27 protein-coding genes, 1 tRNA gene and 2 pseudogenes are annotated in these 24,776 nt (G+C 37.0%); all 30 read right to left on the bottom strand.

What is annotated here, in order from left to right:
• Positions 1 to 149: 149 nt before the first annotated feature.
• A pseudogene (locus LACDD01_RS12600) lies at positions 150 to 722 on the bottom strand (hypothetical protein); the annotation flags it as partial.
• 319 nt (positions 723 to 1,041) lie between these two features.
• Positions 1,042 to 1,536 (bottom strand): HNH endonuclease signature motif containing protein, encoded by a 495-nt coding sequence (locus tag LACDD01_RS00915; RefSeq protein WP_061412763.1) that lies wholly within the window; start codon positions 1,534 to 1,536, stop codon positions 1,042 to 1,044.
• A complete protein-coding gene (locus LACDD01_RS11770) occupies positions 1,499 to 1,639 on the bottom strand; it encodes a hypothetical protein (protein WP_231863330.1) in 141 nt (46 codons plus the stop codon). Before LACDD01_RS11770 ends, LACDD01_RS00915 begins: the two co-directional genes overlap by 38 nt.
• 75 nt (positions 1,640 to 1,714) lie before the next feature.
• Positions 1,715 to 1,942: pseudogene (locus LACDD01_RS00910) on the bottom strand (hypothetical protein); the annotation flags it as partial.
• Between the two features lie 16 nt (positions 1,943 to 1,958).
• The gene (locus LACDD01_RS00905; protein ID WP_061412760.1) at positions 1,959 to 2,963 is read right to left on the bottom strand and encodes a hypothetical protein; all 1,005 of its coding nucleotides are present in this window, start codon (positions 2,961 to 2,963) and stop codon (positions 1,959 to 1,961) included.
• Complete coding sequence (locus LACDD01_RS00900) at positions 2,953 to 3,201, bottom strand: hypothetical protein (protein WP_061412757.1); 249 nt, start codon at positions 3,199 to 3,201, stop codon at positions 2,953 to 2,955. The genes LACDD01_RS00905 and LACDD01_RS00900 overlap by 11 nt, the downstream gene beginning before the upstream one ends.
• 2 nt (positions 3,202 to 3,203) lie before the next feature.
• On the bottom strand, positions 3,204 to 4,478 hold the full coding sequence (locus tag LACDD01_RS00895; RefSeq protein ID WP_061412754.1) for a hypothetical protein: 1,275 nt from the start codon (positions 4,476 to 4,478) through the stop codon (positions 3,204 to 3,206).
• The gene (locus LACDD01_RS00890; RefSeq protein ID WP_061412751.1) at positions 4,468 to 4,980 is read right to left on the bottom strand and encodes a hypothetical protein; all 513 of its coding nucleotides are present in this window, start codon (positions 4,978 to 4,980) and stop codon (positions 4,468 to 4,470) included. The genes LACDD01_RS00895 and LACDD01_RS00890 overlap by 11 nt, the downstream gene beginning before the upstream one ends.
• A complete protein-coding gene (locus tag LACDD01_RS00885) occupies positions 4,967 to 5,152 on the bottom strand; it encodes a hypothetical protein (RefSeq protein ID WP_061412748.1) in 186 nt (61 codons plus the stop codon). Before LACDD01_RS00885 ends, LACDD01_RS00890 begins: the two co-directional genes overlap by 14 nt.
• Positions 5,152 to 5,799, bottom strand: a complete 648-nt coding sequence (locus tag LACDD01_RS00880) for a hypothetical protein (RefSeq protein ID WP_061412745.1) — start codon at positions 5,797 to 5,799, stop codon at positions 5,152 to 5,154. Before LACDD01_RS00880 ends, LACDD01_RS00885 begins: the two co-directional genes overlap by 1 nt.
• Entirely contained in the window at positions 5,783 to 8,434 is a 2,652-nt protein-coding gene (locus LACDD01_RS00875) for a phage tail tip lysozyme (protein WP_061412742.1), read from the bottom strand. Before LACDD01_RS00875 ends, LACDD01_RS00880 begins: the two co-directional genes overlap by 17 nt.
• The gene (locus LACDD01_RS00870) at positions 8,431 to 9,504 is read right to left on the bottom strand and encodes a hypothetical protein (protein WP_061412739.1); all 1,074 of its coding nucleotides are present in this window, start codon (positions 9,502 to 9,504) and stop codon (positions 8,431 to 8,433) included. Before LACDD01_RS00870 ends, LACDD01_RS00875 begins: the two co-directional genes overlap by 4 nt.
• Positions 9,501 to 12,920, bottom strand: a complete 3,420-nt coding sequence (locus LACDD01_RS00865) for a phage tail family protein (protein WP_061412736.1) — start codon at positions 12,918 to 12,920, stop codon at positions 9,501 to 9,503. The genes LACDD01_RS00870 and LACDD01_RS00865 overlap by 4 nt, the downstream gene beginning before the upstream one ends.
• A 32-nt stretch (positions 12,921 to 12,952) precedes the next feature.
• Positions 12,953 to 13,411: a hypothetical protein gene (locus LACDD01_RS00860; protein WP_061412733.1), complete on the bottom strand. Its 459-nt coding sequence runs from the start codon at positions 13,409 to 13,411 to the stop codon at positions 12,953 to 12,955.
• 10 nt (positions 13,412 to 13,421) lie between these two features.
• Positions 13,422 to 13,823, bottom strand: a complete 402-nt coding sequence (locus LACDD01_RS00855) for a hypothetical protein (RefSeq protein WP_061412730.1) — start codon at positions 13,821 to 13,823, stop codon at positions 13,422 to 13,424.
• Entirely contained in the window at positions 13,816 to 14,532 is a 717-nt protein-coding gene (locus LACDD01_RS00850; RefSeq protein WP_156468483.1) for a hypothetical protein, read from the bottom strand. The genes LACDD01_RS00855 and LACDD01_RS00850 overlap by 8 nt, the downstream gene beginning before the upstream one ends.
• A gap of 45 nt (positions 14,533 to 14,577) precedes the next feature.
• Positions 14,578 to 15,888: a hypothetical protein gene (locus LACDD01_RS00845; protein ID WP_061412726.1), complete on the bottom strand. Its 1,311-nt coding sequence runs from the start codon at positions 15,886 to 15,888 to the stop codon at positions 14,578 to 14,580.
• 1 nt (position 15,889) lies between these two features.
• On the bottom strand, positions 15,890 to 16,063 hold the full coding sequence (locus LACDD01_RS11765; protein ID WP_156468482.1) for a hypothetical protein: 174 nt from the start codon (positions 16,061 to 16,063) through the stop codon (positions 15,890 to 15,892).
• An 11-nt stretch (positions 16,064 to 16,074) separates the two neighbouring features.
• A complete protein-coding gene (locus LACDD01_RS00840) occupies positions 16,075 to 16,263 on the bottom strand; it encodes a hypothetical protein (RefSeq protein ID WP_061412723.1) in 189 nt (62 codons plus the stop codon).
• Positions 16,260 to 16,919 (bottom strand): hypothetical protein, encoded by a 660-nt coding sequence (locus tag LACDD01_RS00835; RefSeq protein WP_061412720.1) that lies wholly within the window; start codon positions 16,917 to 16,919, stop codon positions 16,260 to 16,262. The genes LACDD01_RS00840 and LACDD01_RS00835 overlap by 4 nt, the downstream gene beginning before the upstream one ends.
• A 14-nt stretch (positions 16,920 to 16,933) precedes the next feature.
• Positions 16,934 to 18,217: a hypothetical protein gene (locus LACDD01_RS00830; protein ID WP_061412717.1), complete on the bottom strand. Its 1,284-nt coding sequence runs from the start codon at positions 18,215 to 18,217 to the stop codon at positions 16,934 to 16,936.
• Between the two features lie 11 nt (positions 18,218 to 18,228).
• Positions 18,229 to 19,179: a Clp protease ClpP gene (locus tag LACDD01_RS00825; protein WP_061412714.1), complete on the bottom strand. Its 951-nt coding sequence runs from the start codon at positions 19,177 to 19,179 to the stop codon at positions 18,229 to 18,231.
• On the bottom strand, positions 19,172 to 19,750 hold the full coding sequence (locus tag LACDD01_RS00820) for a hypothetical protein (protein WP_061412711.1): 579 nt from the start codon (positions 19,748 to 19,750) through the stop codon (positions 19,172 to 19,174). The genes LACDD01_RS00825 and LACDD01_RS00820 overlap by 8 nt, the downstream gene beginning before the upstream one ends.
• Position 19,751: 1 nt before the next feature.
• Positions 19,752 to 20,234, bottom strand: a complete 483-nt coding sequence (locus tag LACDD01_RS00815; RefSeq protein ID WP_061412708.1) for a MucBP domain-containing protein — start codon at positions 20,232 to 20,234, stop codon at positions 19,752 to 19,754.
• On the bottom strand, positions 20,227 to 20,658 hold the full coding sequence (locus LACDD01_RS00810) for a hypothetical protein (RefSeq protein ID WP_061412705.1): 432 nt from the start codon (positions 20,656 to 20,658) through the stop codon (positions 20,227 to 20,229). The genes LACDD01_RS00815 and LACDD01_RS00810 overlap by 8 nt, the downstream gene beginning before the upstream one ends.
• Positions 20,659 to 20,703: 45 nt before the next feature.
• On the bottom strand, positions 20,704 to 21,858 hold the full coding sequence (locus LACDD01_RS00805) for a hypothetical protein (RefSeq protein WP_061412702.1): 1,155 nt from the start codon (positions 21,856 to 21,858) through the stop codon (positions 20,704 to 20,706).
• Between the two features lie 23 nt (positions 21,859 to 21,881).
• Positions 21,882 to 21,952 (bottom strand) — tRNA-Cys (locus tag LACDD01_RS00800).
• 60 nt (positions 21,953 to 22,012) lie between these two features.
• On the bottom strand, positions 22,013 to 22,234 hold the full coding sequence (locus LACDD01_RS00795; protein ID WP_061412699.1) for a hypothetical protein: 222 nt from the start codon (positions 22,232 to 22,234) through the stop codon (positions 22,013 to 22,015).
• Positions 22,235 to 22,380: 146 nt separating this feature from the next.
• On the bottom strand, positions 22,381 to 23,739 hold the full coding sequence (locus LACDD01_RS00790) for a PBSX family phage terminase large subunit (RefSeq protein ID WP_061412696.1): 1,359 nt from the start codon (positions 23,737 to 23,739) through the stop codon (positions 22,381 to 22,383).
• Positions 23,736 to 24,284: a hypothetical protein gene (locus tag LACDD01_RS00785; protein ID WP_082779242.1), complete on the bottom strand. Its 549-nt coding sequence runs from the start codon at positions 24,282 to 24,284 to the stop codon at positions 23,736 to 23,738. The genes LACDD01_RS00790 and LACDD01_RS00785 overlap by 4 nt, the downstream gene beginning before the upstream one ends.
• Positions 24,285 to 24,776: the final 492 nt, after the last annotated feature.

Raw genomic sequence — 24,776 nt, 5'->3', positions numbered from 1 at the left:
GAGTAAGTTTTTATTACTTGTTCAATTTCTAAAGTAGTCAAATTCGACCCCTTTTATATTCACAACGATAATAAAAAAGCTAAGAAATTAATCTTAGCTAAAAAAGTTTAACTTTTGGGGTGCACATCAATGGACCGGACATTATATTTTTACCAGATTACATTCTTCTCATCGAATTCGCCTTTTTTACCGAACAGTTCTGAGCTGTAAATACTGTCAGTTTTCAAATTCATTTTTGCATATTGATTTTGATAACTCGCAAGCATACGAGGTGTACGGATATAACGCAAATGTGTTCCATTTGAGATGAACCATTTACCTTTGTGTGCGCCTGTTGTGTCTACAATTTTAAATAACATCATTTCTTCTTCGTCTCCTTTGTTATTTCCTGAGTTTCCATTACTTGCATCACCACTAGATGATGCATTCCCTTTACAATTCGCAATATCATTCGCAAATTGCTGTTGTGTGATCCCCCACTTTGTTAAATAAGGAATCGGGTCCACGTGGTCCGAACCGTTGTTAGGTTGGTTATGTGTGCAATAATTGTGTGTTTTGATACCTGCTAAATCTCCAGTATCAAGTGTGGTTGGAATTCCTGCTTGCTTGGCCAAATCATAAAGAAGCTCACAGTAGATTTTATAATCTCTCATGAATTCCTCTTTTGAACCGTGACTTTCAATCAGTTCCACTGCTGCATAAGTTTCATAGTTATAACCGCCGTTTTGTTTCACTAGGTCGTTAATCTAGCTCTATGTTATTCACAGCACCCTCATTACAAGGCGTGACCAGACTATTTCTTTCTTCCGTATCAAATAACTTAACTTAGGAAGTTCTTCTTTCGACTTTACTTAAAGCCTACGTGGGAGGCAATCCCCTAGTCGTTGAACATTCCGCATATCCTAGGACTTAGCGGTAGTGCTGCTAAACAAAGCAATCCTATTACTTGTTAAACCATCATAGCGTAATTTCTCCGCTATTGTGGTAAATAGGCTCTAAGCTTCTTCAAAGCAATTTATGATTTTAGCACAAGGAAGTTTCCTATCCTTGCGGTGTACTTTTAGAATATTTCCATTTGTAACCCATTGATTGCTCAAGTTCTCCATCGCAACATTTTTTTATTGATTTCCTGTTACCCTCTCCAGTTTTCCCATTAGGTCTTTCAACACTCCGTCCTGCTTCTCTTAGTGTTGGATAAACCCCTAACAATTTACCGTCAAGGCTATATTTTTTAATAGCGATAAATTTCTCTGATCTTGTTCCGTGTGCGTTATTCTCGGATTGTGATACCCATTCTAAGTTATCAACATGATTATTTTTCTTATTTTCATCAATATGGTTGATATAGAATTTGTTTTCTTTTTTTGGTATAAAAGCTTCTGCAACTAATCTATGAATTTTTAAAGTTTTGATTTTCCCACTTTCGATTGGAATATTTATAGTTAAATATCCGCCTTTATCTTCTTTAGATTTTAAAATCTTTTCTGGTTGTATTCTTTTATAAAAAATTTTTTCCAGTCTGATTAGTTGTTTCAAAAGAGATTTCTCTCTCAAGGCTTTTTACATTTCCAAAATTAGAAATTTCATATCCGCTTAAAACAGAATTTTTATAAATCAATGGTTTAAATACTTCTCTCATCATAACCTCCAATAAAAACCTATCGTTCCTATTGAAATAATAACTTGGAATAAATGAAAAATCAACTATCTATGCACCTACGTCCCACGCTCCACGATTTACTGGAGCAACTTGAATAACTTGCCCATTTCCCACCACATGGGTATAAAATCCTGTGTTGAGGTCCTTACGGCTCATATAGTCTGCTTCATTCTGAGCAGTACTTCCAGAATTACCTGTCGAATGGGCATGTACTTGCCGATAGGGTGCATAACCGACCTGAGGTGTATCAGTTCGGATTTGTTGTTTTATTGTATAAGGCATTACTTCTCACTTTCTTTTAAAACACTTTACAATCTGGAGCTGGACAATCTAAATCAATAGTATCATTATTGTTAATAAATTTAAATTGAAGTTTCACTTTATCATCTACTGACCAATCAGCTCCCCATGTCATAAATGCAATTATTTCACTTTCCTGATTAGGGGTGATAGTTCCTTTATGATCAAATGGATAATTCTCATTCACATTGACTGACCAAGAACTATTAACAGTTCCACTTCGTGTCCAGCGTTGCGTTCCGTCCGCGGGAACTAGAATATAGTAACGTGGCTCAGAACCCGTCCATCCTGCATTTTTCGTTGTGTATGTAATAGTTCCAATATGGATACTAGTAATGTGGTAATCAAGACCACCATCTTTATTTACCGCCATAGTGAAGTTTACTTTACCAGTAAGCACACCATGACCAAGCTCTTGCCAAGGGTTTGGAGCTGTATTCCAGTCAGACCACTCATATCTAAATGAACCATCTTTATTTACCACAACTGATAAATTAGGGGTTTCTTGCTGAACTACGTAAGAACCTTTTGTATCAACATTCCCATAAACAAGACTTAATAATATATCTTTTATTTTGTCAATTTGACATTGTAGATATTTTTCTTTTTCATCAAGGCAATGAATTTTTTCCCAAATCCCGCAGATAGCACAGATAATAGCTTTATCAACATTCCACTGCCAGCTTAACAAACTGTCCAACCAACATTTGTATGCATCAACATCACACATATTTAATGTCATGAGCGCATTATGCAGCGATCCAGTTGCTAAATCGTTAAGAGATGATAAATCATCACAATCACTATTTTGATTTGTTGCTGAAGGGTGAATCCCCTCATCATTTGCTAAACTTTCACAAATTTGATCTGTTATCTCAGAAAAGCAAAAATTCTTATCCCCATTTGCAATATTATCCAATGGTGTATCTACATCCATCGCTTTTAGTTTACAACAAGAACCGCCGCTTGAACCTCCAGAAGTTCCACAAGTACTACATGCCATACTCTGCCTCTCTTTCCTTTTTCAATTTATATTTTTCATAAAGCGTATCTATATAAGTATTTCCCCCAAGATTTTTATAATCATCATAAATCATCGATACAATTTCAAGAGAGTAACTATTCTCGATTGCATGCAAAAATTCTAATTTTTTCACATTAATCTGAACTTCTTTTAATTGACTTCCAAATGTAAAAATATTATACACAGATTTCCCTGTTTGTATAATAATATTTTTCATAATCACTCCTGTTCCACGTTTTCATTTAACATCACCCCAAAGATTTTCCAATTACCAGCATCACCTTCTTGCCCCTCACTACCTTGCAGTGGGGCAATAGTCAATGTCCCATCCAATTCAATTTTGAAGGTATAGGCCATAAGACCTGACTCCACTGGAATAATAGCTGTATCTGAAGTAACAAATCCCCCATAGCGACTCATCTCAGGAATAATTGTCTTTAAATCAACGACTTTCTGACCATCTAATGGAGTAGATCCTATTGTAAAATCAACCATTAGATTCATTACAGCATTTTTTGAGTCTTTAGTTTCTATGCGAGCCCTAATACTAAGTTCACCGTCTGTATCACTAAAAGTTGTGGTATAAGGGGCAATATCTCTAAAAATCGACTTTCTAGCAAAACCACTATCTACATAATTTTTTGTAGCCGCATCTTGAGGCATCTCAGGATCTTTCACGTTTTCGATGAAACGGTAATTAACTGTTCCATACTCCTCTACAACTTTCTTATCTGTCAATTCCCCATTAGCACCTACCGACACTGTCCAAGCACGACCACTTGAAACGTTAGAATTTGATCCCAAAGCAATACTAAAACTTGCATTTTGGGGGACACTACTTTGTGTACCTATCGCTGTGGCATTTAATGCTTGAGCGCTAGAAACCATACCAATGGCCGTTGCATATCGGCCTTCTGACGTTCCGTTATATCCAATCGCAGTCGAATAATCACCAAATGCTTTAACATCATTACCAACTGCGGTCGAATGATCACCAAATGCTATAGCACTATTACCAATTGCAACAGTGTTCGTACCTGTAGACACTGAATTAGATCCGATGTTAATCTGTGTTTTCTCACTATTACTGTACAGTTCTTCTCGCACAGCCTTAGGCGTAACTGCTTTATCTTCTGTTTCATCTACAGACGTATGCAATACCAGTTGCGGCTGAGATAAAGTAAGTTCTCCCTCTGACACGTCTAAACCTTCCCCAATAGAATTGAACGGCTTATTCAATATCTGTGTTGGATCAGTAGTTGACTCCCAATCCGATGTTTGTTGTTCTGTCCCACCTGTAAATGATATAAATTTCCACTCTTCGCCGTTCCAGACATATCCCCCTGAACCATCTGCCATAATAAACATTGTGTCACATGTTTTAGCATGAAGAGAAGGATCCCAAGTTTCTACTTCCTGAAAAGTACAACAGTTATAGGCCTCTGGTGTAACTACAATCTTAGGACCGCTCTGTCCACATTTTTCAATTTCCATTCAAATCCCCTTTCACATTCTCAATTTTATTTTTTTCAAACAAACACGCTAGACAATTTTCTACTTCTAAACCTAGAAATTTAGCAATTGCAACAGAAGCATTATTCGCTGTTTTTTCATAAGTTTTATTTGCAAAATCTTTAAACTTATTAGAAGTAATCGCAGCTGCTGCATCTCGCATTTCTGCCATGCTTAGGAGCTGATGTTTGAACATACATGAGTATTTATCTTGCTGACTATTTTTAGCCACCTCAGAAGCCAAACTAAGAGCAAGTTTAGTTTTAGAATAACGTGTCTCACGAACTTCTTCTTTAAATGATTTTAAAGCTTCTATTTCATCTATAATGAAATCTTTTGCTTGCTCGTCTTCCTCGGCATTCAAATCACGATTCATGGAACTAATTAAACGGTCAGCATGAGCTTCTGTTTCTGCATCATTCATAATTGACCAAATAAGGTCTTCCAGTGACCCAGTTTGTGCTAAATAATTAATTGCTGTCATGTTTTTTCTCCATTCTTTTGATACTGTTCATTTTTTCGCGTTTTCTCTTTATATTAAGATTAAAATCATATTCGAAATTATGACTTTGAGCTTTTAGAAGAGAAATAACTCCTTGCGCATCTGTTGGACTTCTTTCTAGATGTGCTTCTAATTTTGACAAATCTTTTTTCACTACTCTGTCCCCCCACGATCCACGTGATTATATTTAATGTAATAGCTGATTTCACACTCACAAAGTGAATCTGCATCTTGTGAAATTTGAATTTCCTTTAATCCGGGCGATAATAATACGGACTGTTGCCAAGTAGGTAGATAATCAATTATTCTCATAACATCAAAATTTGTGTCTTGACTTGGAAAGTAACCATATCCATTTATAACTTTTCCATTTTCATCTCCATACTCCGCAATGAGTGCATCTGTAATATCTACATCTTGAATGGATATCCTTAGACTTGACGTATCAAAGTTATGTTCTGATATTTCTACTCCAATGGCCACATTATGATTATGTGGATTTGGCGTTATCTTTCCATCTGAAATAGCCAATGAAGTATTTGATGTTACCGCAGTCTGACTAAATGAAGTCACAAATGGACGTATATGTAGATTGAAAGAATACTTCATGATGTATTGCAAGTCATTAGTTATTCTAAAAGCTGTATATAATTTGTCAGTTCCCCTCAGCATAGTTTTGAAATCTGACTTGCTATCAGTTACTGTATTCCTCCGCTGAAGCTGTCGCTGTCTTTCTAAAGTCGCCTGTTTATCTTGACGACTAACTAAAATATCGATTGCTTTATCAATAGTTACTGCCATCTCGACTCAACTCCTTACTTAGCGTTAAAACGTTAGTTTCCATCAAATTATCATCAAAGCTTGTTTCAATTTTCGTTACATAGAAATCATCTGAAGCTGAATAAATTTTTTTACAATATCTGCTGCACTTATCAAAAAGAACAATGCTATTATGGTAGTCAAAATAAATACGATCAAGAACGTTCAAATCACACGGCAATTTTCCGATAGGAACTCTAATCTCATCCTTTCTTCTTGCTGCCTTTAATCTTCTAACACCAACGTTATAAGCAATTCTGGATTGTTTGGCACGCTCCTCATCACTTATTTTTTCTCCATTTTCTTCAAATGGTGCGACATCGTTCATGCTTACCGTCTCTTCTATCAGCTTTCCTTGCTCCAAATTAATACTAAATTCATCAAGTATGGCATACTCTAAAGAGTTATTAGATGCTATTTTAGTGATGTTAGTATAGTAATTTTTTTGCTCAGTATTAGCTGTTGGATTAAGGATAACGATAGGAAAGCCTTTGATAATATCATGGCCCTGTTGCTGTTGGTCAAGATATGCTTCACGTAATGTCAAACTAGCTTGCGAGCTGTCTGACTTTTCGCCATAAACAGTAACAACATTATAGACACTATCAAACTGCTTCGAAATGGTAACTGCCCCAATTATTTTTAAATGTCTTTCAGTTTGGCCAGACTCTGAGACGATATATTTTTTCTTTTCTCCAAATGCACCAATCTCTAGATATCTGTCATACCTAGTTCCCACGCGCCACCAAAGACTATCAGTCAATGATGTAGCTTTTGTTAGGGCCTCTAAGTGACCTTGTCGACTAAAAGCATAGTTTATTTTTTCTTTGTGTGCGACAGCATCCGAATCTATGTACCAGGCTGTTGAATATAAGAACGGACTTTGCGAGAATACTGCAGGGAAAGTTTGATTTTTAACAGTATAATTATCTGGAATTTGTCTATAATCCCATTCACTAATTTTATGATCAAGCTGAATATCAGCCGTTTCATTTCCTTTATTCAATGTAATTTCTTTGACTATTCCATCAAATATTTTTCCATAGATAAATACTTTACAATCCATATGACCATCAAATTTATTAACGTCATAAACTGGTACTGTAAAAGAACATGAAGGAATTTCATTGGCTCCTAAGGTCCAATTAAGACCTCCGATAACTTTCCTAACGAATTGACTTTTTCCATTTTTATCCGTAGTAACAATTAAAAACTTATAATCCGTACAATAATCATGACCAATATCAGTTCTTGAAGAACTATGCGGGAAAAATAATACTGTTACATTTAATACTTTTCTTACTCCATCAGCTCTAATCCTGACAAACTGAATGTAAAAGGGATTAATATTTTCAAAGTTTAGGCATAAATCAATACCTGACCATTCAATACCCTCAACATTTGGATTATCTTTTGCGATATCCTTCCGACTTTTCAAGTCAACAGTCACTGTCTTAAGTTTTTTATCATTCGTTGCATCAAAAATTTCCATTATTTCAGTTGCACTTTCAGAAAATGCTTTGACACTTTTTGTCTTGGAAATACTTGATTTATCATAGGTTAATGCATCAACATTGACAACACTTGTGAAGGTAGCCCAACGGTTACCAATTTGAGCAGGCCTTTCCCAACTTGCAACCCAAGCATTTGTTAGAAATTCTGGTGAATCGCTTCCCTTCCAGAAATTCGCCCATGACCCATAGCCGACATCTATCCATTGAGATTGATTTGCTTTAGCCCATTCGAGTTGATATTTAGCATCTGCATAGCTTCGTGACATATGGTTAGGGACATCCCCCCAGTTATATTGATAAGACCATTGAAGGTAACCGTGACCTTGTGCTCCCCCTGATTCCATTGGTTCTAAAGCAGATGGATCAAGGCGACTTTCTGCATATGCATTAGCAGCAAGTGCAAGTGCAGCATTTTTAGAAATACCAAGGTCACTACAAATATTCATGAAGAACTGCGCACGCGACTGCATACTGTTCCAGTCCACAGTACCGCCAGTATTTCCGCCTCCGTCACCTCCTGTATCATCACCAGAGTTTGACTTGGTAGGATCACTTGCAAAGTGCCAACCTTTTACGCATAATTTATCTCTAATATAGCTATACTCCTCAATTTCACCAGAATTATCCATATTCTCTTTGGTGTTTTCCTGTGAAGATGCATCTTCCGTAGGCGTAGGAGCCTGCCCATTTAGTCTAAAAATTGTAAACGGTGGATTGCCGCTATTTGCTTTGACACCGTTGAAATCATCAATAGACACCCCGTTAGAGCCATAATTACAATGTATGATGTTTTTCTCATCTAAAAATACTCCTGTATGTCCTGCAGCTCCTCCTGATTGTCCTTGAATACCAAAGATAAAGATGTCCCCATACTTAAAAGGAGCTGATACTTTAGAAAATCCCAATTTAGGTAAGTCAGTAAATAAGCTGTCAGTGTTTCCGATTGGCAAATTAGCACCGGCTGTATTAAGTGATGCATAAACAGCGCCGGAACAATCGGCTGTGCCGTCTGCCCCTGTTCTGCTTCCAGACATAGAATAAGTGACACCCTTACCTTTTAAAGCTCGCATATTTGATATAACTGTTTGCATGTTAATCGTCATAATGCGACACCTCCTACATAAACTTTGATTGTTTGAATTTCATTTCTTTTAAATCCAGATAGAATAATATTATTTGTCCCCTTTTTAACAGTCCATAAAACAATTCCACCTTCTGAGCCATAAACACCGATTTTCGGATGATTTGAACCACAATCTCTCTCTGTACAGTCTGCTGTATTTACACAAACACTGTGAAACTTATCAATATCTAAGTAGTCACAGTTATTCTTTACAATGCCACCATTGATAATAGTATCGCCTGTGTAAGTCCCCTCAATTACAGACTTACTGCCATTCCAGTCAATAGTTAAATTTGTGAATGTTCCACAAATTTCTAAAACTACATCATCAGTTTCATAAAGGGTTTTACCCTCAAACTGAAGGAATGCTGTTGTTTCACCATAGTCTGAATAAGCCAACGCTGTTTCCTTTTGGTCGCAGCATGAATAGCTTATTTTTTTATCATTGCCACAGTTACCAATTACTTCAGATAATTTATTCCGAGGGATTTCGCAAAGCTGCTCCCCATTACAAGGGGGGCAAAATTTAACTGGAGCAAGCGCAATGTTACAAAGACAGCAACCACACAAGTCGCGTTCTAGCGATTCATAGCACTGTGTTATGTCACATTGATGATAATCATTGATATACGTTGAGGTTTCATCAGCAAGATGCCAGATACCCTCTGGAAGGTAGAATGTAACATTGAAACTAAGTAAGTTTCTTTTTTCTTCATATCCTTCTGAAATATTCAAAGCCTTTGCTAATGTCCAAAGTAAGACATCTCCTTGGACAGCCCATAAGCGACCTACTTTATATAAATTATCTTGTACAAACTGCTCGATAATTTCTCTGTCCTCACATGGAAAACGTTTCTTGTCAATCATAAGCGTTAAATCAAATTGCTTTGATGTAACTTTTCGTGGACCACAACGCTCAGGGCTATAATCTCCATGAGCATTAGCAAATGTACTGGTTGAATTTTTAAAACTTGTCTGTATTTCTGGATTTGATTCAATATAGGCTGTATGGTTAAATACAAGCTCATTAAATTGGACTAATCGCTTCATACTCTAATTCTCCTATTTGCAATAAACATGACATCTTGACGTGGTCCTGGGTAGACGTTCATATTTTGATTAGTTGTATTGTTGTAGATATTGTTTACGACACTTGAAGTTGTATGAGAAACTTTCTGACCAAGTCCTGCAAACGTTCTTGAAATTTGGCCACTTCGTAGCTTATCAAAGAACGGAGTTCCCAGAGCCTTAACAATTTTTTTCGGTATAACATATTCTCCATTGTCCAATACAGGTTTTTCTGGAGAGTCTGTGATAACAGTTCCGTATGGGTTAGTCATTAAGCCTCCATGGGCATTACTGCCGTCCCCTGGTTTTTTACCTTTTTTCGTTGTTTCGTTTTTAATTACATCAACAGTAATACTTGTCTTATAATCTTGGTTCATTGCATCATTTATTTGATTTTTGATTTTTTTACCAAGGTCTAGTGTTGAGTCAAAACCATTATTCAAACCTGTCGCAAGATCACTACCTTTACCACGCGCCATATCTTTATTAATCTCGTTCATTCGCTCAGAAACAGCTTTTTTGAAGTTAAGGCTTGATTTGAAACCTTCATTCATCTTAGTTGCTAGAAGTTTACCAAGGTCTGCATATTCTGGGGGATAATTTTTAGTTATCTCTTCAGTGATAGTTGCTAAGGCTTCAGCCATACCACCTAAGTTATTGACAATATCATCTGTTGCAAAGTTCGAGATACTATTAATTGCTGACTTAATAACGTCAATATTTGTAGTAATTACATCTTGATTGAGTTTCTTTTTTTGAAGTTCTTCCAAAGTAGTGCCGATAGCATTGATAGCTTTAAATTTTTCGTTGGCTAAATCAAAATCTATAGAATCAGTTGCTCCATCTAGGAGTTGTCCTATTTTGCTAAACAGCCCCCCATCATCTCCACCAGTAACTGAATTCATGACTTCTTTTATGGTCTCAATAGCATCTGTTACTTTTTTCTTATCCAACTCCAATTCTTGCAGTTTTGAAAGCTCTCTACCTATACTTAAAATGTGACTGATAATACCCATATCCATAAAGGAATTAAGTAATTCACCAAATTTTTCAAATACAGAGCTATCAAAACCAAATTCGCTCAACTGAATCACTACGTCCTTGATAGAGTCTAAATTATCATTGATTGTCTCTGGATTTAGCTCAAGTTCTTGTAGATTTTCTAATTGGTGGCCTATCCCGACAACACCCGCAACAATCCCGAGATGTAAGAATGAATTTATCATTTCGCCCAAAGCTTCAAAAACAGAACCTTCAAAAGCTAGTGTGCTCATCTCATTAATAGCTGTTTTAATTGCTGAGATATTTATTTTTATACTTTCCGCGTCTATCTCAAGATTAGCAATAGACGAAATCGCTTGACCTGTCAGGTAAAGTGTACCGGCAATACCAAGTATCGCAAGTAAGCCTGAACCTAATGCTGCTGCCCCAATCCCTGTATCCATTACAAGTCCAATTGCTCCTGCTAAAAGTCCAATTTCAGTGATACATAAAGCAATTTGACCAATCTTAGCTTGTATTGCCCCAAAATCTCCGTTGATATTGTCAACTTCTTCAAGTGCCGATGCTGCCAGATAAATATCTCCCGCAATTAATGCCACGGCTGCCAAACCACTAATTATAAGATCTGGTTTTTTTTCGTTGATAAACCCTGCAGCAGCAACTAAAACGCCCATACCCATAACCGCTTCAGCAATAGCAAGCATTTTGGGTTGTAATGAACCCAAATCGCCGACATTTTGAACTTCCTCAAGAGCCTTTGCAGCGAGATAAATATTTGCTGAAATTCCAGCAATAGTCAGCATTTTCATGCCAAGGCTTTTTAGATCCTCAACCCCAACTTTTTTCATGGACTTTGCAGAATCAGCAATCCCATCTAAGCCTTTCGACCCCTTAAAACTTGGAATTTTCAAACCAAATCCCTTGGCAAAATCCAAACCCTTCATTGCGGCGCTCAAGACTTTTAATCCAACAACCGTTTTTAACAACATTGGGATTGCAGTTCCAATCCAAGACAGATCCCCTGGTTTATCTCCAGACAACTTAGATAAAGAATCCGAAACAAATTTCAAGAAATCAAAGAACGGCTTCATCCCATCTACAAGATTCTGGGTAAAGCCCTCACCTAGAATAGAATCCAACGTTTCAGCGATAATTTTTGCTAAATTCTCAAGAATAGGTTTTAATTTCTCGGGTAATTCTTTAGCGAGTTTTTGAACACCGTCAATAATTTTAGGTGTCAATTCCTGAAGTTTTTTGTCTAAATTTGTCGCATAAGTTGTGATTGATTCCGCTAGTCCTGTTGTATCTCCAGTCGCAAGAAAATTCTTCCAAGCTGCTTGCATTGTTTTAAGAGAACCTTCATACGTCTTTGCAGCTTCTTTGGCAGTGGTCCCCGATATTTGCATTTCTTTTTGTGCATTGTGTATGGCATCAATCATCACAGGCATTGTGACTTGGCTAATATCAGTTACTTTTTTATCCAGCCCGCCGTAAGCATTAACCAGCTCCATTGCACCTTCTTGACTTCCACCAAATCCGAGTTTCAACTCATCTAGCATAGTGAAATTACCCTTGGCAAAGTTTTGATAGGCATGTTGTATTTGACCAATATCGGTACCAAAAATATTGGCGTTGTCAGACATATCCGTGATAGCTTTATCAGATAGCGCTGCAGCTTTTGCCTGGTCTCCATTTAAACCTTTAATCAAACTTGCTGCAAAGCTTGTTGATGTTTCAAGATACTGGTTCATGCTGACCCCAGCAGTTTTATAAGCTTTTTTAGAATTATTTATTACTGTTTGTGCTGCTTTATCTCCAAATAGCTTTTCAACACCACCAGTATTTTGCTCCAAATCGCTCGCAGCGCTGACAGCTTCTTTCATTACACCAACGCCTGTTGCAAGTCCCCCAACAGTTATACCCGCAAGGGCCTTTGTAACTCCAATTATCTTATTGGAGACACCATCTAACCCTGATGCCATTGCTCCAAAATCCGGTGATACTTTTTCAGAGTTTATCCTTTGTATTTCGTTTTCTACTTGATGTAATTGAACATTTGCTGTACGAATAGGTTGGATATCTGCTTCAACTTGCAACTTTTGAGAATTGAGGCTGGCAATTCTCCTATTTAAATTTTCAATTTCCTTGTCAGCATCATCAACCTCGCGCATTCCGAGTTTAATTTCTGTTTTTTGCTGACGAAGCTCTTTCATCTCAGCAGCAATACGTTGCCCTTTATCTCTGAGTTGATCAAGTTGCTTACTATCGATTTGTAACTGATTTTTTCTATCAGTCAACTCTTTCATTGTTTTGTAGCTTTTACTTAATTTTCCGTAAAATGCATCAAGATTATCTTTTACATTGATTGAAAACTGGCCAACTCCTGAAGCAACCATACGACCTCCTTTCCTATCCTATGAGTAGGCAACTATTTATTTTTTGAAATATAGTCAATTTCTTTTGATACTTTAGATGTTTTATCTTGAATTTTCATGAACTCGCTACCTTCGACAATTGCTAGAAGTAAGTCAGCATTCGGTAATGTTGCAATCTTTTCTCTGTCAATATCAAAGAAAATAGATAAAATTGTTTTTAATGGCTCATCAATGATAAACATTAGTTTAAAAGCATCTTCATTAGTCCCTTCTCCTGCTTCAAGTTTTTCAGCAAGTGAAACAATTTCATCAATATTTGAATAGATTTCCTGTGAGCTTTCAAGAATTTCCGTTTGACTTTGAGCTGTCAGCTCACGAGGCTTTACTTTAATTTCAGACAATTCATCCGTATCATCAAAGACGACTAAATTAAAACCAGCAACTTTAGCTTCTTTTGCTTTTTCTTTTGCTAATTTCTTTTCAAGTTCAATAATTTTTTTAGATTTTTGCATTTTTTGCTCCTTATTTTTTCATTTTGTCTAAAGTTTCTTGTATAAAGTTATGAGGCTTGTTTCCTGGGTGCTTCACGGATTTTGCATAATAGTCTTTACCATTAAGCCGCCAATGAAGTGCCTTCCCGTTCTTTGCACGTATGGTGTGTGGACGTGAGCCATAGTAGTAATATTTAACATAGTTCACATGACCCGCATTCCTTTCATCACTAATGAGCTTACCTTCGTTGATTCCTACTAAATAATTTCCGTCACGTACTTTTTCAATATCTACAGCATCAGCTAAAGCTCCTGTTTTCTTATTAATTACTGATTTCATTATCACTTGACATTCTTTAGCACGTTTTTCTGTGTTTTTCTCGACAGCTTCCCACATAGCACCAAAAACATTCCCACCAAATGGATTAGCCATCTTTATCACCTCCTTTTTCCTCAATTTCTTGGAAATAGAAAGCTTGCTTTTTAGGATTAGGACGCTTTGGAGCTTTCTTCTGACTATATTTCCAACTAATGAAGGATTCCAAAGTGCTGTCATTGCTAAGTTTTGCAAATATCACGATTAATTCTGATGTGGACCATTCATCAATAATTTCAGAAGGCCTAATATGGAACTTTTTGGCAATGTCATAAGCAATGCCAATATATGGATCATTAAATTGTGAGCCCTCAAGACTATCTTGTAGCTCTTGATAATTGAGCTGTTTTGGTGGCTTCTTATCTTCAGTAAGGTTATAAATAGCTTCGTTTATAATCTGCAAATTATCAGTTAGAAATTGAAAAGCAACCTCATTATCGTACTTAACAGCTTTCATGAAGTAGCAACTCAATACTCCTTCAAATTCTTTTTCTAAAAATTCAATAACTTCTGGATCATCAAAACTAAGTTCTTCAGCATCACTTAATGCATCAATCAAAACAATGAAATTCATCAAAGTAAGTAACGTTTCACTGTGATTTTTAGCTGTAAGCTTACATTTTCCTAGACCCTCACCATAATCAAACCATTCGCCAGTAGCATAGTCAGACGAACCCATAAGCGAAAAGCTATCGTCCTCATTCTCCGAGATAAAAGGAGCTGCATTTTTATGGAATTGTGATAATAATTCAATTAAATCGTTCATTCTTTTATCCCCCAAAATAAGGGCAACCATTACGGTTGCTCAAATTTATTTACGTTGATCAATCTTGATAATTTGTCCAAAGCGACTGTATGAGTCTTTCGCCATTGTGTAACCAACAGTGAAAGATCCAGCAGCATTGGTCCATGTTAACGGCAAAGCTGTAAGCATAACATTATCTGCTTTGATGATGTATTCATCTCCACAGATAGGTGTTACCATTTCCATTTGGTAATGTTGTTTGTTGAGGTCTGCTGCGGTGATATCCCAACCAGTACCTTCAATCCAAATCGGATATGCTACTACAATTTCTGTCCCATCATATGCTTTTGACATATAAATCTTGTTGCCTTTACGGAAGAATTGCTCTTCTGGAATTTCAAAGGCATTAGAATCATTGTCGATATCTACATGATAGAGTGTATTAAATTCACAGTTTTGAGGTTGAACGAGCAAGCGTGGACACTTGATATCAGCCATTTCTGGAATTGTAAATACTGCATATTCAACACCGTTTAATGTTTCAATAACGGCCTTAAATTTATCGCGAGTTTGTACAAGATGTTCTGAAATCTTTTGACGTCTTGTTGTATTGTGGAAGTCTGCCAATTCCCCAATGATGTTAGTTGCTGTCAATGAACGTTCCATTGTTGTAGCTGTTTCATCATAAGAAGGGATATCACATAAATCTTCTGTGATTGTAAGAGCTGGATCTCCTGAGAAGTCAGAAATACAGTTAAATCCAATTGTTTGGTCGTGTACCAAATCATAGATATCTTCAAACAATTCAACAGTTGATAAACGGAATGGTTCTTGTTGATGTGGTTTAACAATCAACTTGATTGAGTTATTGTCTGCAATCCATCCGCCAGCAGTAACTTCATCTGGATTAAAGAGTTCCAATACAAAAGGATTCCAACCATCTTCAGTAAGTGTAAGAACATAGTCATTTGAACCTGTACCAGTCATATTTGATACAGATACACCAAATGTATCGCCTTTAGAACCAAAGATAAACAATCGTTTATAACCAAACTGGAACTTTTCAGCATCTGCTTTGATTTCTGTTGTTACAGTACTTACAATAGGGTCTTCTCCTTCCCCTGCAGTAGCTGGAGTAACAAATAAAGTTCCTGTCATGTCACACTTATCAAGCCCACAAATCTTTTCATCTGGCTTGTCAGCATAGTTATATGAATATAGAATGTCAGCATTTGTAGCTTCTGAATTTCTAAACCCAAAGATATTACAGCGATTTACATCACGTAATTTAAAAAAGTAAGCAATGGAATCAGTCTGGATTTTACCAATCGGACATGATTTGAAATTGGCTCTACAATTTTCGAGTAATGTTCCCACTTTACTCTCCTTTCAATTCTGTTTTCTTAGCTTTGGCAACGGCCAAATGCTTTTGATGAGTCATAGAACCACGTTGAGCACGCGCTTCTAGTTTTTGAGCATAGGACAAACCAGTTTTAGCTTTGCCCTTTTTAGGAGCTACGGTTTCAGTAGCTTTTGCTTTTTTTTCAGCCATAATAGCCCTTTCTAGTTCTTTTTAAACAATCCAGTAGCCATGTACAAGTCGAATTCCTCAAGAGAAACCTCCTGAGGTTTTCCAACTTCCCATAACCGACCAAATATCTTTTTTCGAGTGGTATGCACATTTACTGGTTTACCACCACATTGTTTGCATACTCGTCCATCTTCGCTTTCGCCAAGATATTCAATAATCATGCTATAACCGTCCAATCTTTTAGTGATTTTAATAGGCATAGAGAATATTCATCTATGACATTTTGAAAATATTTGATAGCCAGATATTTAATAGTTGCTGACAAATCTTTAGTTCCGTCAGTTTCCACAATAGCCACACTATCAGCAGCACCACATTGAGCGCACTCTACTTCTTCCAACTGCATATAGACTTTAGCAATTGAGCAGAACCAACGACAAAGTTCTTTAGGAATTGTGTCTGTTCCAACTGTATAATCAATAATCACGTCATATGTCTTACAACGGTTACAACAATCAATGGCATTTGATAAATCAATCATCAAATCATGTGTGTACTCATCAAAGACAAAATCAACTGTGATTTCTTTAGTTTCAAGCCCTAACCAAGCACGCACCTTGACTTTGATTGTCTCCTGCTGTACCCAAGCTTCTGGAAGATTAACTCTTAAGATATTAGGACAGCAACCGCCACATTCCTCAGAAATAGGCACGCGCAAGTTAATATCATGTTCATCTATCCAGTTACCACAAGTAAGAGTACCCCAATCATGAAGAGCAGTAAGAACAGCTTCTTCCCGCTGTTCATCAGATGCACATTCAAAACATTTGCAGCATTCTTCGACTTGTTGCACGTACAAATCCATAGGTGTACTCATAGCACCCCCCTATACTAGGCAATATATGGTGCGTAAGAATTGATGTTGATCAATCCTTCAATACCTTGGTAAGTTTCTGCATCACATCCAGATGAGATACCTGTAATCTTGAGTAATGCATTAACCTCAGTTGATACAACTGCACCAAAGTTTGTAAGGCGGTCACAAGAAGTCCAGCAATCTGGATAAGATGTTGACGTTTCATCAAAGTGGACGAATGGAGATTTTGCATCTTCCCATTGGTCCAAGATGAATTGTGCTGGCATATCAAGTGGTACACCAGAGAACACACCAACAGTTGGTGGTACAAGGTAGATATCGCCATCTAAAGTTTCTGGATCGATATAAACAAGACGAGATTCAATTACAGGTAGACCATTGAAGTAATAGTTTTTCTTAGGCATTGAATAGCCGTTAACAGTTTCAGTTGTGTCTGTAACTGTCCAACCAGCAGGATAATTCCCGTCACGTTTTGGAACAACTTCACGTTGGATAGCAGTAAATGCTGTACGTGAAGCTAATAGGAAACCTCCAGCAAAGAATTCAGAACCAATAATGTTCATACGGCATAATACTTGGTCAAATGCTGCCAAGACACCGCTACCGCCAGAAATTGGAAGTACGTCTGCATTTGCGAATACTTGTGCAAGACCTGAGAAGCGTTTAATGATATTTCCATTTTGTTCCACTTCAAGAAGACCATTGATGAATGTCAACATATTCAAAGTGATAAACTGACCAATCAAGCTCAACTGCTCGAATTCTTCAAGTGTTGGGAGTGATGATTTTGGAATACCTGCACCCACAAGCATTTGTTTGTATGCCGCATATACTGCTGATGTTGTACTTGCATGAGAAACAGATGCAATCATACGATCAAGTTCTTTTTCACATTTTTCGATACAGATTGCTTTTAGAACTGTTTCGTCTTGACAAACTTGCAAGTCACCCGCAATAACACAACAGTCGTCTGGATTTGCTGTCATTGCTGAGAATGACATTTTAGGAATGTTTTGAAGTGTGCGCTCACCGTCAGCATTTTTGCCATAGATTGGTACATTTTCGCCACCAAGTGATGCATCACGCATTGCTTTCAATTGTTTTGAAAGTGGAGTATTGAGCAAGGCAGCAAAGCCTACATCAGATTCGATAATAGATGTAAATAATGCTTGTGCAAGGTTGTTACCAAGTTTCCCACCTACAATCAAGTTATCAATAGACAATGCTTTGACATCTGATTTAACAAGAGTTGCACCATTTCGTTGTTCAATGTTGTTAAAAATTTGAATTGGTTTCAATGTAATTCTCCTTAATATTTACTTTCCGTCTGCATAAATGCAGGGATTTTATTTTGATTTTTGTTTGAAGCTACCGCTTTACGAGTATCAATAACCTTTGCTTTAGCAGTCGTTTCACGAGATTCCGAATCATCATCTTTATGAGAATCGTTTTCTTTTGAATCATCCTCATCCTTATCAGAATCTGTATCTGATCCAGTTGTATCGTCTTTAGAAACATCTTCTTTATCAGAGTTAACAGAAGTTTTCTCTGAATCATCACTCTCATCTTTTTCAGATTGTGAAACTTCAGCTCGCATTTGAGCGTTACTTGCTTCAAGTGCAGCCATTCGTTCCTTAAATTCAGCTTCTTCTTGCTGTTCTTTAAGAGCAGCATTTTCAGCCTCTAACTTAGCCATTTTGGCTTTCATTTCTTCGGTAATTGCCATATCTTCTTCCATTTCTAAGCTCAGCGAGCTATTTTTATTTTCAATATTTTCAAATGTAATTATTTCCTCAGAATTTGAAATACCCAACTCTTTCATAGTGGAAGTATCCCACCATGTGGACTCATTTACATATTCTGAAATATTTTGAATACCTGTACGTTCTTTATAAATATCTTCTAGACTCTTTTGCATAACATCAAGAACTTCAATTTCTTTACGCATCTCATCTGCATTTCCCCAAACAAGTCCTTCTGGTTTATGAACCATATACATAGTCCCTGCCATAGCAATACGTTTATCTCCTGCAAGGAAAATAATCGAACCCATACTAGCAGCAAGACTTGTTAGCACAGTGGTAATCTTTCGTCCAGATGAACGGAGTAAATTATAAATTTCAATTCCTTCAGTAACAAATCCCCCAGGAGAGTTTAAAAAGATAGTAATTTCTTCATCAGTGTTTTTTTGCAAAAAGTCTGCGATATTATCAGCAGTTATCTCAAAACCAACAACTCCCGCAAGTCGCAAATTAGCCATTCAGAACCTCCAAGAGTAGAACTTCATCATATACTGCATTACCACAGCACGTGCCTGATACTTTAATCTTCACTTTTACGTCTTTAAGAACTTCATAGTCCTCTTGACTCAAGGTATAAATTTCTCCTTTGAGTAATTTAGAGAAACTTTGATCGTGGAGCTTAACGATTTGCCAATTCTGAACCAAGCGAGCATCAACGTGGACTTTAACCCCCGCTTCTTTACTTTCATATTCTGGTGATTTTTCTTTGATAATCAAACGCTCCCCAGCAGTCAGTTCATCATAGTCACGGCCAATAAGATAATCGGTGTCACTGGTCTTTTTCGTTACAGTACGTTCAATCTCGACTTTTTTAGCTGCCTGAACTTTACCAAGAACTCCAACTGGCTTGGAAACTTCTTCATGATCAGTAGTTTCTTGTGTTTCTACTTCTTCAATATTTTCTTCTGCAACTTCGATTTGGTTCATGAGTTCAACATAGTCCTCGCGCTTTTCAGCCGCACTATAATCAATCCCGAGTTCATCAAGCTGCTTCTTCATTTCGTCAATAGTAGGTTTTTTGGAAGCCATATCATTCCCCCGCATCTTTTGTATAAACGTAAGTTACAGTTTGTGCAGCTTCAGTGATTGTTCCACCTGCTGAACCTTGAACTTCTTTGAAGGTATAACCATCAATAGTTTTTTGTTCTGATGTGTAAAGATCACCAACGTTACCTGAGAATACAACGCCTGTTGCGATTTCAACAGCTGGTGCAGCTTCATCAACGTACTTCACTGTGACATCTCCGCCCTTTGTGGGAGCAGGAGGACAAGAAGGGCAATTATTACCATAGTTATCGCAGTTTGGCTTGTCAGCAAGCGGTGTGGCTGTTGTATCAACAGTAAGCACAGCAAATGCAGAGGCACGCGCAGTCACTCCGTATTCAGTAGCACCGTCAGCAGACTTAAAGTATGTTGCATCAAATGCAGCACGGAAACGTTTAGCATCTTCTGGAGTAGCAAACTCCTGTGTTTCTCCATTAGCATGGAGTACGGCTTTTAAGTATTTAGTCAAAGTATTTGACTCCTTTCTTTGTGATAGCTTCTAAGATTTCTTCAATCTCAGCGATACTTTGCGATTGTGTGAAATCAGCAATAATATCTTTCTCTGGAACTTGAATCATATCTATATAGCTCCATTTCTGGAAGCCGAGAAGCCCTTTATCTTTTTTCACACGAAGAGCTTTGTAATAACGTTTAGGCAAGAACCCTGTGTGAATTTCGTTTGCAACACCAGAGTCAATGATAATATCCATTGTTCCGTCAGAGTTAAGACGTGATACATTTTTGAAAAGCACCTCTGGGTAGTAAGCAGTAAGTTTGTCAAAATCCTTTATGATTTTTTTATAAAACTTAATGCTTTCAAGATTCTTTTTCTGAACCTTATCAAACTCCACGATTGGAATTGCATAACCAGTTTTTGTTTTTAGAACAAACATAAATCTCCTTTCACCCAGTTTCGTGACTTTTGGCAGGTCATGTATTTAGTTTTCTGTTTGAGTAGTTACTTCTTTCGGTGTCTCTTCAAAGTCAGCATTAACTTCGCTGTAGTCTTGGAATCTTAAATAATATTCTTCTCCAAATAGCTTTTTAGCAATCTTACTTAATGAATTTGCTGTGTCTGCTTTGATTGGTGTTAAAGTATTGGCCCTTGCTTCTTTAAGCAAAGCTTCCTTGCTGACATTACCAGCTTCATCTCCAAGACCTGCAAGTAGCATGGGAAAGTTAAGCACTGAGGAAACAATATTGTCTTGTTTATCCCAGATAAATTTGTAATCAGTGACCTTCGTGATTGGCTGTGCCTGTTTCATATCTTTATATGTTTCATCAAAAACAACCACGTTTGAATCATCTACTTTATTTTCTTTAATCGAGTCAGCTATACGTTGACGCATCTTTTTGATGGTTTCATTCGCTGTATTCTTAATACGATTGGCAACATTAGCAACTGCAGATACAAGACCGCCTTTAGGTTCTGAAGTAAAGAAATATAAATCTCCATAGTCCCTGCGAGTTGTACTTTCGAATATTTTTCGATTGATTTCCAGAAGGATTTGCAGCTGTTTCAAGTCCGAGTTTAAAGCGTAAGTATCTGACTTAAACTTAATCAAGTTACTAGGAGCAATGATATAGCCTGCCTCCTGTTTGATAAAACCATTATCTGGAAACTCAAGCTCTTCAGGTACTGCGACATCACCAACTGTGTAATACAAAATATTGTCAATGATTGGATCTTCCTCTGCTTCTTGGAAAGCACTAATTTCTGACTCAGAAAGGGCATATACATTCTCAGTATCAAAGAAAAGATATCCTTCTCCGAATATTTCCTTCTCTTTAAGCGCCTTTTTAATTTCATAAAGATTGGTATTGCCATTCGCATTAGCACTGTACAGGAACTGTTCAAATTCATTAGTTTTATCCGCAACTGGTTTTGACCCTTGTGCAACCTCCAAATCAGTTCCAAAAATAGCATTAATCTTTTCACTGAGGATATAGTTGAATTTAGGAATTTCCTTCAGCAATCGGTCAATTTCTTCACGTCCTGCATTATGGTCCATCATGGCCAAGATGTAATTTGTACATTCTCCATGACAACCTTTATCATTACAGTATTTACAATTTATTGTTTTTCTAGCCATTTTGTATTTTCTCCATTTATTTAAGTCCATGACTGGATTCGAACCAGCGATCAAGCTTTTGCAGAGCCTTGCCTTACCTCTTGGCTACACAGACATAATGAGGGCTGCGATATACACGCACTTTATCATCACATTTAAGCACCCTACATATTTGCTATTTATCTTTACACGCTACTGCTATACTAGATGGATGAGCATACTCTTTTGCTTTTAAAATAACGTTTGCAAAGCGAGTTATATATTCAAGTTGTCCCACTTCAAAGATTAATGAATTATCTGCCATACTCTGTACAAGCTGTTTCCCGCTTTCAAGAACCTCAACTAAAAGGTCATCACAATATTCGCTACTAAATTCTTGTTTTTCTTCATTTTTCATCGATTAAATTCCTCTCATAATATTAATTTTATTGACATAATAGAGTGTTTTTACTACTTCTAACTGATTTAAAATGAAAGAATAGCTTAACACTGCGGTTTGTTATAAAAACATCTTTCCGTAAAACACAAGTTTTATTTCAACATCTACAATTTCATACGATCATAGATAGCTTGGATAGCCAATACAAATGAATCAGCTTCGTCTGGAGATTTGCCTATTCGTTGCTTGATGATGTCTTTTGGAATGACTTTTATTTGCTTAGCATCAACTTCTAACTCAGTAGCATTCAGTTGCTTTTCAAGCTCTGACACATCACAGTAAGCTTCAACACGTTTCGACCTCAACTGGTCACTTGTATTTACATACATCTCAGCTCGCCTGTTAGTCGCCAACTCTGCACGTCCTTTTGCTTTATCTGATGTCTTGTTACCGAAGTTCACGCGCCCTGTATATATTTCTGGTGCTTGTTTAACCATTGCATCAATAATATGTTGACCGTGAGCAGGGTCGATATAAACAGCATTTGCATTTAAGGACCTTGCGAAGTTGACTATATCAGTACCGACCTTATATGACGTATATCCGTCCTCCCAGATATCATCAAAGGATTCGAAACCAATTAGCTTTATTTTGTGACTTACAGCGTTATACGCAAGCACACAAGCCCTCGTTCCGTCTTTACCTTTGGTAGCCGAGTCAATACCAATAAACACATAATCATTTTCCGTAAGCTCAAGCTCATTGTCTGGTCTTATGAGGTCTGGGAAGTCCGTTTCAATGTCAGTTGGCACAATGCCCAGATAGTTCCACGAATACCAAGAAGGGTCAGTTTCCATAAACTTCTCAATACGGTCTATTTGCTGCTTAGATAATATTTTCTTATCTGTATCATCATCAAGATAAGTTGTGTGGATACACAGAGCATCAAGAGTTTTTATAAATTCAAATATCCAATGGTGTCGACTTCTTGGAGGGTTGAATGCATAAACAACTTTAATTTCTTCTCCTGGTATGTTGTGCCGCATGACAGTATCAAGAGTTGCATTTATACTTTCTGCACTGTCAAACTGGTCACATTCTTCAAACCAAATCCAAGAAATATTGTCGATAGCATTTGCTTTCTTACCTTGTTGACCATTCAGACCATAAAACTTAATCACTGAACCATCTGGGATAAATTCAATTTCAAATGGACTAGTCTTGAACTTGAACAGCTCAGTTAATCCTAAATCTGAAATAACAGAAATAACTTGTTTAAATGCTCCGTCTCGTATTTCTTCTTTCTTTTGCATGAATACGATAGCATTTGCTTGTTTTCTATATTTTTTATAGTGGTATAGTTTATCCGCAACTAATGCCAAACTTATATCATAAGATTTAAAACTTGAACGTCCACCAGATAAAACAAAAGTATTGCTTGAATTATTTCCAGAAATCCTATCAAATAATGGCTTATGTTTACTTATTACATCACTTTCACTATTAATTCTGACTTTACTCATATGTTTAACTCAATGGTCAGTTTTTCACCATCTTTTCCAGATAACTCAGTTTCTCGCTTATCTCGCCAGTCTTTAGGTTTGCGATTCTTAAGCCAGAATAGTGCTGCAGTAGTATCTGGTGGAACTTCTTTGTCTATTTCTGAAATAATTATTCTCTCAGTAGTTGGAATTGCCTTAACAGCTGCATCTTTAATTTCTTGGAGTTCAGCATCAGGATGATCAATTTTATACCGGTTTTCGAATTCTCTCCTCTCTGTAGAAACTAAATCTTTATCTCGATGGACTACTTTTGCGGTACGTTCAGTATATTCATAGCCTAAAGCTCGTTTTAATAGAGCATTTTCCACTTGTCGATCTACAACTTCTTTGCCCCTTTTTAGGGTGTCACCTATGTCACCATATTTATTTTTCCAATCAGCCAAAGTCTTGCGAGAAATATTCATGTTATGGGATATCTGCTCATCAGTGAGGCCATCACGCGCCCAACCTTCAATTTTAATTAAGCCTTCCTTTGTCAGCCATTCTTTATATTTTGCTTGAGCCATGATTTCCTCCTTTCATCAACATAAAAAGCTGCCATTTCTGACAGCTTTAACAGGATAGTGTTTATAAGTATTTTCTAGAGTCAGGCACTCCTGTAAGTACCTGCTATAGCAAGTCAAGGATTCGAACCTTGATATGTTCCGTGATAAGTCGTAAGGTGCGACCTTACTAACGATACTTAACTACTCACTTACTACGTCAGATAATTTAAGGATTCAAACCAATGGGCACTCACTGACATAACCAATCATTACGACTGTACGAATCGAACGTACATAAACTCCAAGGCCGCAACATAAAAATTAATGAAAAAATTATCTAGCGCCATTTATGGGATCACGCCACACCATAAGGCTTAAGTAAGCCTTCCAACTTACAAAAGCCGAACAATTTCAGCACTTTTTGTTCACCGAGACTTACAATTTTGTGTTCTGCCGAATTGTTCATAATACAAGTATAGCACCGAAAATAGAGGTTAATGCTCCATTTTTGTG

Source organism: Lactococcus sp. DD01 (assembly GCF_001578715.1).
GTDB classification, from domain to species: Bacteria; Bacillota; Bacilli; order Lactobacillales; family Streptococcaceae; genus Lactococcus; species Lactococcus petauri.
The sequence above is the reverse complement of the archived record's forward strand: the minus strand, read 5'-3'. Positions and strand labels throughout refer to the sequence as shown.

What these genes read in the sequence shown, in the direction of transcription:
- LACDD01_RS00820 (WP_061412711.1), bottom strand. Translation starts at nt 19,750, where the DNA reads ATGGCTTCCAAAAAACCTACTATTGACGAAATGAAGAAGCAGCTTGAT.
- LACDD01_RS00810 (WP_061412705.1), bottom strand. Translation starts at nt 20,658, where the DNA reads ATGTTTGTTCTAAAAACAAAAACTGGTTATGCAATTCCAATCGTGGAG.
- LACDD01_RS00865 (WP_061412736.1), bottom strand. Translation starts at nt 12,920, where the DNA reads ATGGTTGCTTCAGGAGTTGGCCAGTTTTCAATCAATGTAAAAGATAAT.
- LACDD01_RS00860 (WP_061412733.1), bottom strand. Translation starts at nt 13,411, where the DNA reads ATGCAAAAATCTAAAAAAATTATTGAACTTGAAAAGAAATTAGCAAAA.
- LACDD01_RS00900 (WP_061412757.1), bottom strand. Translation starts at nt 3,201, where the DNA reads ATGAAAAATATTATTATACAAACAGGGAAATCTGTGTATAATATTTTT.
- LACDD01_RS00855 (WP_061412730.1), bottom strand. Translation starts at nt 13,823, where the DNA reads ATGGCTAATCCATTTGGTGGGAATGTTTTTGGTGCTATGTGGGAAGCT.
- LACDD01_RS11770 (WP_231863330.1), bottom strand. Translation starts at nt 1,639, where the DNA reads ATGAGAGAAGTATTTAAACCATTGATTTATAAAAATTCTGTTTTAAGC.
- LACDD01_RS00790 (WP_061412696.1), bottom strand. Translation starts at nt 23,739, where the DNA reads ATGAGTAAAGTCAGAATTAATAGTGAAAGTGATGTAATAAGTAAACAT.
- LACDD01_RS00835 (WP_061412720.1), bottom strand. Translation starts at nt 16,919, where the DNA reads ATGAGTACACCTATGGATTTGTACGTGCAACAAGTCGAAGAATGCTGC.
- LACDD01_RS00880 (WP_061412745.1), bottom strand. Translation starts at nt 5,799, where the DNA reads ATGGCAGTAACTATTGATAAAGCAATCGATATTTTAGTTAGTCGTCAA.
- LACDD01_RS00870 (WP_061412739.1), bottom strand. Translation starts at nt 9,504, where the DNA reads ATGAAGCGATTAGTCCAATTTAATGAGCTTGTATTTAACCATACAGCC.
- LACDD01_RS00785 (WP_082779242.1), bottom strand. Translation starts at nt 24,284, where the DNA reads ATGGCTCAAGCAAAATATAAAGAATGGCTGACAAAGGAAGGCTTAATT.
- LACDD01_RS00875 (WP_061412742.1), bottom strand. Translation starts at nt 8,434, where the DNA reads ATGACGATTAACATGCAAACAGTTATATCAAATATGCGAGCTTTAAAA.
- LACDD01_RS00805 (WP_061412702.1), bottom strand. Translation starts at nt 21,858, where the DNA reads ATGGCTAGAAAAACAATAAATTGTAAATACTGTAATGATAAAGGTTGT.
- LACDD01_RS00895 (WP_061412754.1), bottom strand. Translation starts at nt 4,478, where the DNA reads ATGGAAATTGAAAAATGTGGACAGAGCGGTCCTAAGATTGTAGTTACA.
- LACDD01_RS00890 (WP_061412751.1), bottom strand. Translation starts at nt 4,980, where the DNA reads ATGACAGCAATTAATTATTTAGCACAAACTGGGTCACTGGAAGACCTT.
- LACDD01_RS00795 (WP_061412699.1), bottom strand. Translation starts at nt 22,234, where the DNA reads ATGAAAAATGAAGAAAAACAAGAATTTAGTAGCGAATATTGTGATGAC.
- LACDD01_RS11765 (WP_156468482.1), bottom strand. Translation starts at nt 16,063, where the DNA reads ATGGCTGAAAAAAAAGCAAAAGCTACTGAAACCGTAGCTCCTAAAAAG.
- LACDD01_RS00905 (WP_061412760.1), bottom strand. Translation starts at nt 2,963, where the DNA reads ATGGCATGTAGTACTTGTGGAACTTCTGGAGGTTCAAGCGGCGGTTCT.
- LACDD01_RS00825 (WP_061412714.1), bottom strand. Translation starts at nt 19,179, where the DNA reads ATGGCTAATTTGCGACTTGCGGGAGTTGTTGGTTTTGAGATAACTGCT.
- LACDD01_RS00850 (WP_156468483.1), bottom strand. Translation starts at nt 14,532, where the DNA reads ATGAACGATTTAATTGAATTATTATCACAATTCCATAAAAATGCAGCT.
- LACDD01_RS00840 (WP_061412723.1), bottom strand. Translation starts at nt 16,263, where the DNA reads ATGATTATTGAATATCTTGGCGAAAGCGAAGATGGACGAGTATGCAAA.